The 17,252-nt window shown below is 30.6% G+C and carries 15 protein-coding genes; 8 read left to right on the top strand and 7 right to left on the bottom strand.

Going from position 1 to position 17,252, the window contains the following annotated elements:
* Positions 1-46 precede the first annotated feature (46 nt).
* On the bottom strand, positions 47-3,838 hold the full coding sequence (locus C820_RS10710) for an S-layer homology domain-containing protein (protein WP_251855593.1): 3,792 nt from the start codon (positions 3,836-3,838) through the stop codon (positions 47-49).
* Between the two features lie 564 nt (positions 3,839-4,402).
* Positions 4,403-5,311 (bottom strand): AraC family transcriptional regulator, encoded by a 909-nt coding sequence (locus tag C820_RS10715; protein ID WP_004034012.1) that lies wholly within the window; start codon positions 5,309-5,311, stop codon positions 4,403-4,405.
* 143 nt (positions 5,312-5,454) lie between these two features.
* Between C820_RS10715 and C820_RS10720 the strand changes: the two genes are divergently transcribed.
* Positions 5,455-6,099, top strand: coding sequence for a sugar O-acetyltransferase (locus C820_RS10720; RefSeq protein ID WP_004034008.1), 645 nt, complete (start codon positions 5,455-5,457; stop codon positions 6,097-6,099).
* A gap of 323 nt (positions 6,100-6,422) precedes the next feature.
* On the opposite strand, the gene C820_RS10725 is transcribed toward C820_RS10720, so the two are convergent.
* From C820_RS10725 to C820_RS10740, 4 genes are all read right to left on the bottom strand, one after another.
* Entirely contained in the window at positions 6,423-7,514 is a 1,092-nt protein-coding gene (locus C820_RS10725) for a PTS sugar transporter subunit IIC (protein WP_004034006.1), read from the bottom strand.
* Between the two features lie 198 nt (positions 7,515-7,712).
* Positions 7,713-7,880, bottom strand: coding sequence for a hypothetical protein (locus tag C820_RS10730; RefSeq protein WP_004034005.1), 168 nt, complete (start codon positions 7,878-7,880; stop codon positions 7,713-7,715).
* A gap of 98 nt (positions 7,881-7,978) precedes the next feature.
* Positions 7,979-9,019: an FAD:protein FMN transferase gene (locus tag C820_RS10735; RefSeq protein WP_004034003.1), complete on the bottom strand. Its 1,041-nt coding sequence runs from the start codon at positions 9,017-9,019 to the stop codon at positions 7,979-7,981.
* A gap of 100 nt (positions 9,020-9,119) precedes the next feature.
* Positions 9,120-10,379 (bottom strand): diaminopimelate decarboxylase, encoded by a 1,260-nt coding sequence (locus tag C820_RS10740; RefSeq protein ID WP_004034001.1) that lies wholly within the window; start codon positions 10,377-10,379, stop codon positions 9,120-9,122.
* Positions 10,380-10,559: 180 nt separating this feature from the next.
* Here C820_RS10740 and C820_RS10745 point away from each other — a divergent pair, with 180 nt between their 5' ends.
* The 7 genes from C820_RS10745 to C820_RS10775 all read left to right on the top strand — a co-directional run bounded on the left by C820_RS10745 (position 10,560) and on the right by C820_RS10775 (position 15,807).
* Positions 10,560-12,104, top strand: coding sequence for a sensor histidine kinase (locus C820_RS10745; protein ID WP_004033999.1), 1,545 nt, complete (start codon positions 10,560-10,562; stop codon positions 12,102-12,104).
* Positions 12,094-12,783 carry a response regulator gene (locus C820_RS10750; protein WP_004033998.1) on the top strand — a complete coding sequence of 230 codons (690 nt, stop codon included), beginning with the start codon at positions 12,094-12,096 and terminating at the stop codon, positions 12,781-12,783. The genes C820_RS10745 and C820_RS10750 overlap by 11 nt, the downstream gene beginning before the upstream one ends.
* Before the next feature lie 19 nt (positions 12,784-12,802).
* On the top strand, positions 12,803-13,066 hold the full coding sequence (locus C820_RS10755; protein ID WP_004033997.1) for a hypothetical protein: 264 nt from the start codon (positions 12,803-12,805) through the stop codon (positions 13,064-13,066).
* 24 nt (positions 13,067-13,090) lie between these two features.
* Positions 13,091-13,378, top strand: a complete 288-nt coding sequence (locus C820_RS10760) for a hypothetical protein (RefSeq protein WP_004033995.1) — start codon at positions 13,091-13,093, stop codon at positions 13,376-13,378.
* A gap of 6 nt (positions 13,379-13,384) precedes the next feature.
* A complete protein-coding gene (locus C820_RS10765; RefSeq protein ID WP_004033994.1) occupies positions 13,385-13,678 on the top strand; it encodes a hypothetical protein in 294 nt (97 codons plus the stop codon).
* Positions 13,679-13,734: 56 nt separating this feature from the next.
* A complete protein-coding gene (locus C820_RS10770; protein WP_004033992.1) occupies positions 13,735-14,775 on the top strand; it encodes an aldose epimerase family protein in 1,041 nt (346 codons plus the stop codon).
* A 198-nt stretch (positions 14,776-14,973) separates the two neighbouring features.
* Positions 14,974-15,807, top strand: coding sequence for a hypothetical protein (locus C820_RS10775; RefSeq protein WP_004033990.1), 834 nt, complete (start codon positions 14,974-14,976; stop codon positions 15,805-15,807).
* 20 nt (positions 15,808-15,827) lie between these two features.
* Here the strand turns inward: C820_RS10775 and gap are convergent, their stop codons facing one another.
* The gene (gap, locus tag C820_RS10780) at positions 15,828-16,835 is read right to left on the bottom strand and encodes a type I glyceraldehyde-3-phosphate dehydrogenase (RefSeq protein WP_004033988.1); all 1,008 of its coding nucleotides are present in this window, start codon (positions 16,833-16,835) and stop codon (positions 15,828-15,830) included.
* Between the last annotated feature and the right edge of the window lie 417 nt (positions 16,836-17,252).

Genomic DNA, 17,252 nt, shown 5'->3' on the forward strand with positions numbered 1-17,252 from the left:
ATATCAATCAACCGCCTATACAGTTCGATTGCTTGGGTTGTTATGCTTAACCATTACTAGCTTCTGTTACAGTAATATTAATTGCAGTAGAAGACACAGTAGGAGTACCTACAGAAGTAGCTTTTACTTGAATTGCAGTATCCTTTCCTACAGTAGCTGCTACACTCAATAAGCCACTTTCTGAAATAGTAACACCTTCAATTGCATTACCACTAGCATCAGTAGCAGTCCAAGTAACAGCTTTATTTGTAGCAGTATCTGGAGTTACTGTTTCTGTAAATTGTAAAGTTCCACCTGCTTCTATTGTTGTAGCATTATCAGCTGCTTCTATAGTAATACCTGTTACAGCTACAGGATTACTAGCTTCTGTTACAGTAATAGTAGTTGCATCAGAAGATACAGTAGGAGTACCTACAGAAGTAGCTTTTACTTGAATTGCAGTATCCTTTCCTACAGTAGCTGCTACACTCAATAAGCCACTTTCTGAAATAGTAACACCTTCAATTGCATTACCACTAGCATCAGTAGCAGTCCAAGTAACAGCTTTATTTGTAGCAGTATCTGGAGTTACTGTCTTTGTAAATTGTAAAGTTCCACCTGCTTCTACTGTTGTAGCATTATCAGCTGCTTCTATAGTAATACCTGTTACAGCTACAGGATTACTAGCTTCTGTTACAGTAATAGTAGTTGCATCAGAAGATACAGTAGGAGTACCTACAGAAGTAGCTTTTACTTGAATTGCAGTATCCTTTCCTACAGTAGCTGCTACACTCAATAAGCCACTTTCTGAAATAGTAACACCTTCAATTGCATTACCACTAGCATCAGTAGCAGTCCAAGTAACAGCTTTATTTGTAGCAGTATCTGGAGTTACTGTCTCTGTAAATTGTAAAGTTCCACCTGCTTCTACTGTTGTAGCATTATCAGCTGCTTCTATAGTAATACCTGTTACAGCTACAGGATTACTAGCTTCTGTTACAGTAATAGTAGTTGCATCAGAAGATACAGTAGGAGTACCTACAGAAGTAGCTTTTACTTGAATTGCAGTATCCTTTCCTACAGTAGCTGCTACACTCAATAAGCCACTTTCTGAAATAGTAACACCTTCAATTGCATTACCACTAGCATCAGTAGCAGTCCAAGTAACAGCTTTATTTGTAGCAGTATCTGGAGTTACTGTCTCTGTAAATTGTAAAGTTTTACCTGCTTCTACTGTTGTAGCATTACCAGCTGCTGCTATAGTAATGCCTGTTACAGCTACCACTTCAGTTACAGTAATTGCTGCTGTACCTGTTTCATTTCCACATGTTAAAGCAACACTATATTTTCCATCTGCAAAACTTACAACTGCTGTTGTTCCATATTTAATTAATTTATCAACTGCAGCCTGTACCCATGCTGTTTTTGTTTCTTGGTTTGTTTGACTTGCTACTGGTATTTCATATGTGCCTGCTTCTATTAATGCCTTATCTGCTGCTAATTTCTCTACATCTGTACTAGGAGCAGTTACAGTTAAATTAACTGTTGCAGTTTTTCCACCTACAGTTATTGTAACTGTTTTGTCAGTATCTGTTAAAACTGCATCATTTGCAGGGCTTGTAGTAACACCCTCAGCTGCAAAATTAGCAGCTGCAATTTCTGCTGTAGTACTATCTGCATAAGTTACTGTAATAACCAATCCAGCTAAATCAAGTTTTTCTCCTGCTACATATTCTACCTTAGCAGGTGGTGTTTTTACTGCAACAGAAGATACCTCTTTTTCTGGTTCTCCTTCATTTACTACACTTACTGAAAATTCACTTGAAATATTTGAGCCGTCTGTTGCTGTTGCAGTTACAGTAATTTTTAAACCTGCTTCTCGTGCTGCTGGTTTTATCTTCAATGTACCATTACCGTCAATTTGAGCCATATTGCCACCTGTTGTAACAGCCCAATTCACTTTTTGATTTGTTGCGTTTGTTGGTGTTACTTTTGCTGCCATAGTTATTACATCACCTCTCGAAACTTCAGCACCTTTTTCTACTACTACATCTTTACCATCAACTTTTTTAGTAGCTGTTATTTCAATCGCTGTTACTTTAACTTCTGTAGATACAACATTGTCTTCTTTCTGTTCTACATCAGGTATATTTTCTCCAGCATTAGAAGTATCTATTGTATCTGGGTTTGTTGCTTCTATTTTGTCAACAGTTCCTTCGCCACTTACTTCTGTTTTACCTGATGATGTAGATGTAATTGTATCAACTTTTGCTTCTGGTGCTACATCAACTTTTGCTGTTGCTGTATCACTGAGTTCTACTTTGTTTACAGTTGCTTTGTCTGCTACTGCTACATCTGCATTTGCACTATCACTAACAGATACATTTTCTATTTTCGCATTGTCATTTACTTTTACATCTGCACTTGCATTGCCGTTAACTGATACAGTGTTTGTTACTGCTGCATCGCCTTCCAACTCAATGTTTGCTGCTACATTGTCATTTACTTTTACATTTTCTACTGTTGCACCGTTTTTTACAGTAACATCTGTACTACCTTCGCCATTCAATACGATGTCTTTTGCGTCACCTGTTACATCTACTTTATCAACAGAAGCATCTGCTGCTACTTCTACAACAGCATTATCTCCAGCTTCTACTGTATTTACTTTTGCTCCTTCTGCAATTTCAACAGGTGCTTGTGCTTCTACTTTATTCAGTTCAAAACCAACAATTTTCGTTGCTACTTTTGCTAATACAGATGCACTTAATGCTCTTGGTGTACGTGTTCTAATTACTACTTTATCTGCACCTGCTACGTTGTTTCTAATTACTGTGATTTGTCCGCTTACACTTGTTTTACCCTCAAAATAAATATCAACTGTACTACTTGCTGCTGCTACTGCAGTATCTTCTCCTATGTAAGCTGCTGCTGTTGCTGTATCATCTGCATAAATATCAACATCGCCTTTGAATTTAATATCTTGCAAATCAATACCACTACCATCAACATAAATTGCTGTAGTACCTGTCAATGTTTTGCCGCTGTAGTCATTTGCTTCTTTTTGAGAACGAATAGTTACATTGTGTGTTTTTTTGTCTTTGTCGCTAGAGCTAGAAGAGCTAGAACCTTTGCTGCTTCCGCCGCCACCGCCGCTAGTCCATACCATGTTACCAGCTTCCGCTGTTCTGTTATCTTCTGTGCTAGTGTTATCTCTATCAGTTGTGTCAATTTCACCTGATGGTGTGTTTGTGCTTCCGCCGCCTAATACTCTATCTAATGTAGAAACAGCTTCTGCTCTTGTCATGCCTTTGCTACCACCAAAGCTACCATCAGGGTAACCGCTTAAGTAACCTGCTGCAACTGCTGCTCCTACTGCACCTTTTGCCCATGCTGGTATAGAAGCTGCATCTGTAAAGTTATTTGCTGCTGCTTCATTTGGTGTTAAACCTTTTGCATTGCAAATAAATACAGCTGCTTGCATTCTTGTTACTGTTTCGCCTGGTCTGAATGTACCATCTTCAAAACCACTTGCTACTCTGCCACCTACTGCTTTTGCTACATCAGCATAGAACCAGTCACTTTCTTTTACATCACTAAAGTTAATAGATGCACTAGAAGTAAATGCTGTTGGTGCTGCACTATTTAACAGTCTTACAAATTCTGCTCTTGTAATTGCTCTGTCTGGTTTGAATGTGCCGTCTTCATAACCGCCAATTCTACCTTCATTTTGCCATTTTGTAATTGTAAATTCTGCCCAGTGGCCAAAAATGTCATTAGATGCTCCAAATACAGGAGCTACACTGCTTACTGTCATAGCTGTTGACAGCAAAAATGCTACTGCTTGATACTTCTTCATTTCTTAAACTCCTCCTTAATATTGATAATAAACGTTGATATAATTCACTTCCCCTCCCTCCCTTTTCTCTCCTAAAAATCTATATTTTTAGTATTATTCCTTTGTCCCAAAAGGTATACTTTTTGAGAAAATAACTTTTTTTCAATTACTTTAATTTTTAAAAATTTTTTTGGACATTTTAAATAAATTGTGTTATAGTATAAGCATAAAAATCTATAAAATTTGTATTACTTTATACTTAGGGAAAAATTCTCAAAAAGTATACTTTTTTACAATTTTTTTTGCTTGTATTACCTAATTTTCAACGTTTTTTTATATTTTTTCCTTTTACAAATAACACGTTTTATATAGCATTTTCAAAAAATTTTCACTTTCTGCTCTTGTTTTTTGTACATTTTCATAGTCAACATCTATTTTTTCCCTTAATATCAACATTTTTCAAAATTTTATATCTATTTCTTAATTTTTATTTTCTGTGCAATTTGCACAATCACTTTATTTCATCACTCTAAATATTGCTTTTACATAGAAAAAACATCAGCAAGTAGACTGATGTTTTCATTTTTATATTATTATTTCTCGTTTTGTATTATATATTTTTAAATATTCTCTTGGAGTACATTGATAATATTTTTTAAACATTTCAGAATAATAACTTGTACTATTAAAACCAACTTCATAACTGATTTCTGTAATAGACATATCTGTATGAAAAAGTAAATTAATAGACTGATTTAATCTATACTTTGTTAAATAAGACATGGGAGTTTGACAAACATATTTGTGAAATAATATAGAACAATTACTTTTGCAAATATTTCCAGCATTTGCAATCATATCAAGAGATATATTTTCATTATAATGGTTTTTAATAAATGTAATCATCTTTTTCATACTTGTTATTTGCCTATTCGGCTTAATATTATTGTTTTCTATTTTTGGAAAATTTTTATATAATATTTTCCAAAGTGAAAATATATTATATTGTATTTCTAATATGTCAAAGCTTCTCTCACTTTGTATATAAATCATTTTTAAAATATCTAATATCTGTTTTTGCCATGTTATAGAGGAATAAAACATGTAATAAGGTTGTTTTGTATTTTTAATAATAGTATTGACATATGTACTTTCAAAATATTCATTTATACATAGTAATAAGGGATTAAAAAGAATACATATAAATTCACATTCTGTAAAATCATAGGAATAACCATAATGAAACTGTCGACTATTTACTAATATTCCATTCTGTTCCGTTATATTTATGATAGTACCATTAATATTATAATTCATATGACCAGATAATATCAAAATAAATTCTAAATCCTCATGCCAATGACTGATACAGGAGTAGTTAGGATACTGTGATAAAAATGTTTTATGAATAGAAACAGGATATTCTTTTTTATTGTAATTTATTTTTTCAGAATAATCTTTTTCATTTATATTATCTATACAAATAGTATTCATAGTATCACCTTTTTTTAAAATTAAATTTTAAAATATATTGTTATTATAGAATATTGTTATATTATTATAAAATATTTTTATAGAAATCACAATCATAATATTATATGATAAAAACAAAATATATTATATCAGGAGGTAAAATCATGACAAATCAACAACGCAGACAAGCTCAAATGGCATATATTACAGACAAAAATATTATAGAAGAACAAAAAATTTGCAGACAAAAATTACAAAAATTAAATTTTGCAGACCGTTCTGATTTCGATACTATATCAGAAATGATAAAAGATTTATTTGGAAAATCAGAAAATGCTTTTGTCAATCCACCATTTTATTGTGATTATGGTAAAAATATAGAAGTTGGTAAAAATTTTTTTGCAAATTATAACTGTACAATATTAGATGTAGCAAAAGTAATCATTGGTGATAACTGTTTCATGGCACCTAATGTATCTATATATACAGCAGGTCACCCTATTCACCCTGTTACTCGAAATTCTTTTTACGAATACGGAAAACAAATTATAATAGGGCATAATGTGTGGTTAGGAGGTAATACAGTGATTTGTCCTGGTGTACACATTGGAAATAATGTTGTAATAGGTGCTGGTAGTGTTGTTACAAAAAATATTCCTGATTGGTCATTTGCTGCTGGAAATCCTTGTCGTGTGATTAAAAAAATTACAGATGATGATAAAACAAAATTATTTCATAATGAAGAAATTGATGAAGAAGCATGGTGTAATATTGTAAACAAAATGGACTTCTCACATGAGGAAAATTAATAATATTAAAACCTTATGTATAGAAGAAATATTAAAAATTATTATCATAAATACTATTTAGATACTTATATCTAACATAGAAACATTAAAACTATATAGTAAATTAAAAGGAAGTATCATTATATTAAATAGTAAAAACAATAAACTTGAATATTTAGAAGCTTATATATAGGGAGCAAAAATAATACTAAATGTAGCTATAAAAATAGGTTAAATGTTTTTATTGCTTTTAAATAAAATAAGTATTTATATAGTACCACTTTATTAATACAAAAATAAAAGTCAAAAGTATTTTTTCTATACCTTTGACTTTATTTCTATTATTAAGAAAGTTTCATATCTCCCTTTTTTACCCAGTCCATTTTTTGCAATATCATATTAATAATAGGACATAGTGTTGCAGGCAATATAAATGAAATCATAAACAATCCTATCCAGTCCTGCATTGTAATTGCTGTTTTTAATCCTTGTGCAATATCATTTACCCAACCAGTATATACACCAATTTGTCCTACAAAACCACAAGTTCCCATACCAGAAGATACTGCTGTTCCATTCATTTCCATATGGAACACACAAGTTGCTATAGGGCCAGTAATAGCAGATGTTAATATAGGTGCAATCCATATTTTAGGATTTTTAATAATATTGCCCATTTGAAGCATAGAAGTACCTATTCCTTGTGATACTAAACCTCCAAATTTATTTTCTGGAAAAGATATTACTGCAAAACCTACCATTTGAGCACAACAACCTGCTACCGCTGCACCTCCAGCAAGACCAGTTAAACCAAATGCTGCACAAATTGCTGCAGAAGAAATAGGCAATGTTAACGCAATTCCCATTAACACAGAAACTATAATGCCCATTAAAAATGGTTGTAAATTTGTTGCTAACATAATCAACTCTCCTATTTTCAATGCAGCATTTCCCAAAATTGGTGCTAAAAATGCAGATGCTGTAATACCAGTTGCAATCGTTACAAGTGGCGTTATTAATATATCAATTTTTGTTTCTTTTGACACCATTTTTCCAAATTCAGATGAAATAACAGCAATAAAATAAACTGCTAAAGGTCCTCCTGCTCCTCCCAAAATATTTGACGCAAATCCTACTGTAATAAGAGAAAATAACACTAATGGTGGACAATGTAATGCATATCCTATTGCTACTGCCATAGCTGCACCACTCATAGCAGACGCTAATGCTCCTACAGTATAATCTACTCCATTTACTGTAGCAACTGTTGTAGTTAAACAAGAAATATTCATTTGTGTTCCTAATGTGTTTAATATTGTTCCTATCAGTAAAGAACAAAATAGTCCTTGTGCCATAGCACTTAGTGCATCAATACCATAACGTTTTACAGAAATTTCAATATCTTTTCTGTTTAAAAAATTTTTTAATTTTTTCATTATTTTTACTCCTTTTTTATTTCTTGATAATAATATGTAAATTATTTTAAAACTATAAATATAGTATTATTATCATATACTATATTTATAGAAACGTCAATACAATTCGTCATATTTTTACAAAATAATTATTTTAGAAGTAAAAAATACATAAAAAAATATTGTACACTTTTTATCAAGCATACAATATTTTTTAATTTATCTGATGCCATATCTTTCTGCTATTGTTTGTAACTCTTCATAAGAAGCATTTTTTACTTCACTTTCTTCTAATATCATAGCAGACATTCCTGAAAATGCACCCGCATAAATATAATCTAAAATGTTTCCTCTTAATTGTTCTGTTTCTACATCTTTATTTTGCATATCCACACTCCCTTTATTCTGAAATTTTATTATTATATAAATTATTACATAAACTATATTATTATACAAGTATTTTTATATTGTATATTAGTATAATATCATTTTTTTATAACAGAAATTTCGTATGCTGCATTTTCATCTAATGTAAATAAACAAGCAATGTCTTCTGTAATATAAATTTCTTTTTGTTCTGTAATAAATATAGCACCAAAATTTTGAAATTGCCTCCATAATTCACTTCCTTTTTCTAGTCCCGCTACCATAAGAGAAGTAGAAAGCATATCTGCCATAGTACCACTTTCGCATATAATAGTTACAGATAGTAATCCTGTTTCTGCTGGTTTTCCTGTTTTTGTATCAATAATATGGTGATATCTTTTTCCATTTTGTTCAAAAAAACGCTGATATACACCAGACGTAACTACACAAGTGTCTTCCACTTCTAAAACACCTGCAAATCCTTGCTCATTTAAAGGGTCTTGTACTGCCACTTTCCACTTAGAACCATCTTCTTTTTTTCCAATAGCAGAAATATTTCCACCTAAAGAAATTACCGCTGATGTTATACCTTCTTGTTTTAATATTTCATTTACTTTATCAGAAGCATAACCTTTTGCAATACCACCTAAATCAATAGCCATATCTTTTTTTTCTAAAAATATTGTATTATTTTCTGTATCAATATGCAGCTTATTCTGGTCTGCTAGTTCTAATTTTTGTTGTATTTCTTGTTGAGAAGGTACTCTTTTTTCTTCTTCTGTAAATCCCCACGCTTTTACTACTGGTGCGATTGTAATATCAAAAGCTCCTTCTGTAAATTCATAATATTGTTTTGCTTTTTGTATCAAATAAAATGTATCTTCCGTTACCGTCACAGGAGATACCCCTGCATTTTGATTGATAGCATACACTTCACTTCTTTCCAATGTAGTAGAAAGCAATTGTTCTAAATGGTTTATCTCTTTTTCTACCTTTAAAAGTGCTTGTTGTCCATTTTTTCCTTTTGCTTTTAAATCAATAAAAGTATCCATAGCAAACATCTGTATTTGTGCCATATCTTGTATAGTATTTGTCTGATGTTGACAAGCACAAAAAATATAACAGATAACTACCATTACAATTAAAATGTACTTTTTCATAATGAATTACCTCTTTATCAATTTCTTATAAAAAATGCTTGTAACAACATAGATACAAGCATTTAAAAATTCCTTATTTCATTTCAATTTTATATTAAATTTATTTTTGGAACAAATCCATAAAATCAAATGTCGCAAAATAATCCTGTGGCGTTTCTGCTCTTCTAATAAGTTGGCTTGTACCATCTTGTTTTAAAAGTACCTCTGCTGAACGTAATTTACCATTATAATTATATCCCATAGAAAAACCATGTGCTCCTGTATCATGAATTACTAAAATGTCACCCATATCAATTTTAGGTAACATACGGTCAATAGCAAATTTATCATTGTTTTCACAAAGACCGCCCACAACATCATATCTATGGTCACATTCATCATTTTCTTTTCCTAATACATTAATATGATGATATGCTCCATACATCGCTGGACGCATTAAATTTGCTGCACAAGCATCTAATCCAATGTATTCTTTATAAGTATGTTTTTCATGTATTGCTGTTGTAACAAGACAACCATAAGGTGCTAACATAAAGCGTCCCATTTCTGTAAATATCGCAACATCTCCCATACCAGCAGGCACTAATATCTGTTCATATACTTTTCTGACACCTTCTCCTATTGCCATAATATCATTTGGCTGTTGGTCTGGTCTATAAGGCACGCCAACTCCTCCAGAAAGATTGATAAATCGAATGTCTGCACCTGTTTCCTGTTTTAATTCTACCGCTGTTTGAAACAATATTTTGGCTAGTTCAGGATAATATTCATTTGCAACAGTATTGCTTGCTAAAAAAGCGTGTATACCAAAATATTTTACTCCCTTTTGTTTCAATTTTAAAAAACCTTCTGTCATTTGTTCTCTTGTAAAACCATATTTAGATTCTCCTGGTGTATCCATAATATCGTTATTGATTTGGAACAATCCGCCAGGATTAAAACGGCAACATATTGTTTCTGGAATACCTGCTACTTTTTCTAAAAAATCAATATGAGTGATGTCATCTAAATTGATAATTGCACCTAATTTTTTTGCTAAAACATAATCTTCTGCTGGTGTCATATTAGAAGAAAACATAATATCTGAACCAGTAACACCTACTGCTTCAGATAAGAGTAATTCTGTATAAGAGGAACAATCTGCACCACAGCCTTCTTCTTTTAAAATTTGAAGCAATACTGGATTTGGTGTTGCTTTTACTGCAAAATACTCCTTAAAACCTTTATTCCAAGAAAACGCTTGTTTCACTTTTCTAGCATTTTCTCTAATGCCTTTTTCGTCATAGAGATGAAATGGTGTAGGATATTTTTCTATTAATTCTTTTGCTTGTTGTTGTGTAATAAAAGGTACTTTTTTCATTGTTCCACTCCTTCACTCTTGTGTAAAAATATAATACCTATGGTTTTTATAGTGCTTCTTTCAAAAATACATGATACATTATAGCAAAAGTTTTTTTAGTTTGCAATCAAAAAGTTATTTTCATTACTACATTACTACGTTATAATAAATTATAAATAACGATTAGGTAGGTTCAAAAATATGAAAAAATGTATTTTAAAACATATTAATATTGTCATATTGTTTTCTGATTTTTTAAAAACAGTATTTATTTTTTTGATTGCAACACTTCTTGCTTTGATATTAGTTAATGTTTCTGCAATAAAAGATAATGTTTTTAGTGTTTATATTCTTGCAGTCGCATTAATTTCTGTTGTCACTTCTGGTTATATTTGGGGTATTTTTTCCTCTTTTTTAGGTATTTTTAGTGTGAATTACTTTTTTACCTATCCTTATTATGCTTTTAATTTTTTATTGGCAGGTTATCCTCTTGCATTTTTAAGTATGCTTGTAATATCTTCTATTATTAGTACACTTACTGTTAAAATTAAAAAACAAGTTCTTATTTCTGCTACAAGAGAAAAACAAGCAGAGTCTTTGCATGATATTACAAAAAGACTTTTAACTGCAACAGGTATGGATAATATTAGAACGCTAACACTTGACTATTTTAGTAATTTCTATGGTTGTAGTGTAATTATTTATTTCGGAAATCCCTTGTCAGATAAAAATTATGGTATTAAATCACTTATGCCTCATCATAATACTTTATTTGAACAACAAGCAGAACAAAATGCAGCACAATATTGTTATACTTCTGCAAATGGTGCAGGAGCAGGAACACCTTATCAAAAAGAAGCAAAAGGTACTTATTTACCTATTTGCACAGATGATACTGTTTTTGGCGTTATTGGCCTTTTATTTGAAAATGAACATTTTAAACAGCCAGAAGCATTAAATTTTTTAGGTATTATGACATCTCAGTTAATACTAGCAATAGAAAGACAAAATCTTTTTGAAAAACAACAAAAAATATTAGTAGAAACAGAAAAAGAAAAAATGAGAAGTAACTTATTGCGTGCTGTTTCTCATGATTTAAGGACACCCTTAACTTGTATTGTATTTTCTGCAACTACTCTTTTAGAAAATAATGATACATTATCGAAACAATCATCACAAAAATTACTAAATGATATTATACAAGATGCACAATGGTTAATACATATGGTAGAAAATTTATTAGCAGTCACTCGAATTAACAATGAACATGCTGTTATAAAAAAACAGTATGAAGCTATAGAAGAAATTGTATCAGCAACAATAGTAAAAATGAAAAAAAGATTTCCTGATTGTCAAGTAAAAGTAACTGTTCCAGAAGAATTTATAATGGTTCCTATGGATGCAACGTTAATTATGCAGGTACTTATTAATTTGCTTGAAAATGCAATTTATCATTCTCATAGCACAAAACCAATATTACTTACTGTAGTTTATACACAAAAGGAAGCCATTTTTTCTATTAAAGATAATGGTATTGGCTTAAATCCGTATGAAATAGACCATATATTTGATGGTGTATCTATTGAAAAAACAGGTGACTCCACTCGTGGACTTGGTATAGGTCTTTCTATTTGTAAATCTATTATTTTAGCTCATAATGGAACGATTTCAGCAGAAAATAATACAGATGGCGGTGCAACATTCCGTTTTTCATTACCAAAAGGAGAAGATATTAATGGCGAATAAATTTAAAGTTTTAATTGTAGAAGATGAAATTTCTATCAGTAATTTTATAGCAACAACATTAAAAGCAAATGGTTATACCACATTACTTTGTTCTAATGGAAAAGAAGCACTTTCCATGATTGCCTCACATTGTCCTGATGTGATATTATTAGATTTAGGACTACCTGATATAGATGGCCTAGAAATATTAAAGCAATTAAGACAATGGTCTGGTATTCCTGTTATTATAGTTTCTGCTCGTGTAAATGAAGAAGAAAAAGTAGAAGCATTAGATACAGGTGCTGATGACTATATTACAAAGCCCTTTGGCACATCAGAGCTTTTAGCAAGAATACGCACAGCAATACGTCATGCCTCAAACAATATCGTACAAAATGATAAATTTTCTGTAAAAGGACTCTCTATTGATTTTGGAAAACGTCTTGTTATAATAGATGGTAAGGAAGTACATTTAACACAAATTGAATTTAAAATTGTTTCTCTTTTGGCAAAAAGTCAAGGCAGAGTATTGACTTATGACCAAATTATTGCAGAACTTTGGGGGCCTTATGCAGTAAAGGATAATCAAATTTTGAGAGTAAATATGGCAAATATTCGCAGAAAAATAGAAAAAAATCCTGCAGAACCTCAATATATTTTTACAGAAATTGGTGTTGGCTATCGTATGGTAGAGGAATAATTGAAAGGGGTAATAAACTATGTCGGCAAAAAATAAAGATTTCGATTATTGGAGTATGGCAATACAAATATTACAAGAAAATAACTATATTGTTTCCATGTGTCCCTATGATAATGGCTATATTCACTGGGAGGCAATAAAATATATTGATGATGAAAGAAAAATTTATGATAGATTAGTATCAGATGATATATTAGCAGTATTAGGTTTAATGCAAATATTACCTGATTGGAAATCTGGTGAGGTAATAAAAGAAGATTATTATGAAAGAATTGATTTTTGAGTTTTGGAGAAAGTAGGTAAAAATATGATAAATGTCAATATTACTGATGCTGGAAATACACAAAATTATGCACTTAAAAAAATATATGAATGGGGTTATACTGTTTCAGCAGTAACAGAAACAGAATATTTAGATGACCATATGTATTATTATGCTAAAAAAAATGGGAAAACTTATTTAGAAACAAGCCCTGTAAGATTATTAGGTCTTTTAACCATTATAGAAAAATATGGTCAAAATTGGAAGCAAAGAGAAGCCGTTCCCCATCGTTATTTATTACAGTTAAGTGAAACAGAATATGAGGAGGATTAAAAAAATATGGATTATGTTAAAATATACAATAAGTATAATAAAAGTATCAATTTATTAATGAAATGGGGATATGAAGTCTATATTAGTAATACAAATGAAAAAGATAAAATATATTTTGATGACTTTATGTGGTCTGCACAAAAAGATGGGAAAATATACACAGAACAAGACCCACTAAGATTATTAGGACTGATAATTCTTTTACAAGAATATGCTGCTGAAACAGCAACAGAAGATTTTGATGAAGAAGATTTTGATATGCTTACAGAAAGTTATTCATTAAAACCTTCTAAATATTAAACATTATAAAATAGTTTATTTTTCTATTTTTAAATAAAAATAAGGAGGTAATTATTATGGCTTTAGAAAAAAAATTATTTGGTGAAACAGCGTCTGGTGAAACAGTATATTGTTATAGACTATATGGAAAGGAAAATGCTTATGTAGAATTTTTGGACTATGGTGCACGTATTCATTCTATATGTGTTCCCGATAAAAATAGTATACTACGTGATGTATCATTAGGATATGATACCATAGAAGATTATGAAACAAAAACTGCTTATATAGGTGCAACAGTAGGTCGTGTATGTAATAGAATTGGAAACTCTGCTTTTACACTTAATGGAAAAACATATAATCTTTATTCCAATGATGGCAAAAATCACTTACACGGTGGAAAAATTGGTTTTGATAAAAAAGTTTGGAAGTCAAAAGAGGAAAACGACAGCATTATATTTACATATGTCAGTCCTGACGGAGAAGAAGGTTATCCTGGTGCGTTAACAGTTACTGTAACATATACATTTGACCAAAACAATAAACTTACAATACTTCATAAAGCTACAACAGACAAAGATACACTTTGTGCATTAACAAACCATTGTTATTTTAATTTAGGAGGTTATGACAGTGGTGATGTGCTCAGCCACATTTTAACACTTAATGCAGACAGTTTTACAAAAGCAGACGCTGAGTCTATTCCTCACGGTGAAATTGCTTCTGTAAAAGGTACTCCTATGGATTTTACAACACCTACTCCTATTGGCAAAAATATCAATAATACAAACTATGAACAAATTCGTTTTGGTAAGGGATATGACCATAATTGGATATTAAATAACTCCTCTATCGCTGCCTCTGTTTATGTTGAAACAACTGGTATACAAATGGATATGACAACAACATTACCTGGAGTACAATTTTATACTGCCAATTTTTTAGATGGTTCTAATGTGGGCAAAAATAATGTAATATTATCTCATCGTTGTGGTTTTTGTTTAGAAACACAGTATTTTCCAAATGCTATTAACGTAGACAATTTTGAAAAACCTATATTAAAAGCAGGTGATATTTATGAGCATAAAACTACATATCAATTTTCTATTAAAAAATAAATAGTAATAAGTAAAAATAATACTAATAGAACATTTGTGTATCATGTTGAAAATATGATGCACAAATGCTTTTTTATAGAAAAAATACTGATTTCTACAATGATAAAAAATATTTATTATTGTAATAATATTGTTGATTATTTTACTTCATTACACTATAATATAGTTAAACAATATATTACAGTGAGGTGATATTTTATGTATATTTCCATTTATCAAAACAATATGCAAATGCCTATTATATCATATCAAGAAAAACTTTTTTTGCCACGTATTTATTCTACAAATTTAGGAGATACCATATTACATTTTGTAAATAAAAAAGAATTGCTTTTTAATAAAGAAATTTTTAGTACAACAGAGAAGCAAATAGAGCAACTGCATACATTACTCTTTGAAACAATAAAAATACTTTCTCAAAATTTGCATTTACAAAGTAATGTCAATGCTTTTTCTTCTTTTCAAAAATTGCCTATATTGTATGAATTAAACAGTAGCCAAAAAAACAAATTATCATTTTCTATTCATTATGAGTATGAGCCTTCTATTGGCTTTATACAAGTATATGATGTAAATACATTACATGAAGCACTTATTGTAGAATTGATAGAATATCAAAAATTTGTAGAATGTTGTGTATTACCACCTTTTAAAATATGTCCTCAATGTCAAACTTGCTTTACTAGCAAAAGAATAGACGCTCTTTTTTGTTCTCAGAATTGTGTAGAAAAAAATTTTAAAAAAGAAAAAAAGAAAGATGTTTATTATAAAAAATATAGGAGTTTGCAACAATATTACAATAAAAAAATGAACCAATGGTGCCAAATAAATCCTCTTTCTGCTGAATTATATAAAAAGCAGTATGCTCTATGGCAGACATTGTCAAAGAGGGAATATGAAAAATTAGCCAATTTAGAAAAAGATGAAAAACCAGAAATTATATCATTCGTCAAAAAATTAAAAGGATATTGGACAATTGCTACTGTAAAAACTAAACCGAAGAATGAAAAAAACACCTTATCAAATAGATAAGGTGTTTTTATTTTTAAAAATTATTGAGCGTCTACTTTAGCCATATGTTGAATTAAGTCTACAACTTTGTTGCTGTAACCCCATTCATTGTCATACCAAGAAACTAATTTTACAAAATTGTCATTTAAAGCAATACCTGCTTTTGCATCAAATATAGATGTATGAGCATCGCCTAAGAAATCGCTAGATACAACATCGTCTTCTGTGTAATCCAAAATGCCTTTCATTGGGCCTTCAGCAGCTTCTTTTACAGCAGCTTTAATTTCTTCATATGTTGCTGGTTTTGCAAGACGACATGTTAAGTCAACAACAGAAACATCAATTGTAGGAACACGGAAAGACATACCTGTCAATTTACCATTTAATTCAGGTATAACTTTACCAACTGCTTTTGCAGCACCTGTAGAAGATGGAATAATATTTGCAGATGCAGCACGTCCACCTCTCCAATCTTTTTTAGATGGGCCGTCAACTGTTTTTTGTGTAGCTGTTGTGGAATGAACTGTTGTCATAAGGCCTTCTACTACACCAAATTTATCATTGATAACTTTTGTTAAAGGAGCAAGGCAGTTTGTTGTACAAGAAGCATTAGAAACAACTGTCATATCTTTGCTATATTTGTCGTTATTTACACCCATTACAAACATAGGAGCATCAGAAGATGGAGCAGAGATAACAACTTTTTTAGCTCCGCCTGTAAAGTGAGCAGAAGCTTTGTCTGTTGTTGTGAACAAACCAGTAGATTCTACAACATATTCAGCACCAGCAGATGCCCAAGGAATTTCTTTAGGGTCCATGCAGCTAAATACAGTTACTTCTTTTCCATTTACTACTAATTTTCCGTCTTTTGTTCCAACTTCGCCATCAAAACGGCCATGAGCAGAGTCATATTTGAGCATATAAACCATATAATCCAAATCAATCATAGGGTCATTTACTGCAACAACTTCCAAATCTGTTCTGCTTAAAGATGCACGGAAAACAAGTCTACCAATACGTCCAAAACCATTAATACCTACTTTTACCATTTTTAAATTCCTCCTCTTTTAAAAAAACTGTATTTGGCATATTTTGCTATGCCTTTTACTTTTCTAGTATACCACAAATTACAAATTTAATAAACTACATTTCTTATTTTTTTCTGTTAATAGATACTAATGTTTTAAAAACTTTTTTGTTTTTTGTCAAAATGTTAGTAATTAAATACAATTTTAACAATATTTCTGTTATAAATGTACAATATAATTGTTATGTTTTTTATTATTTTATTTCTATTTTCATATAATATAGTAAAAAAATGGACAGCTTTTTCTACTATATTAATACTTGCTTTCTCAGTTTATGAAAAAATATTTCTAAAAATGATTTGATTTGTATAATAAAAAAGCTCTGTTCTTACAATTAAGAACAGAGCCAAAACAATAGTGCTGCCCCTCTGCTTTTAG

Origin of the sequence: Clostridium sp. MD294 (assembly GCF_000364165.2) — a bacterium.
In the GTDB taxonomy this organism is placed as follows: domain Bacteria; phylum Bacillota; class Clostridia; order Lachnospirales; family Anaerotignaceae; genus Coprocola.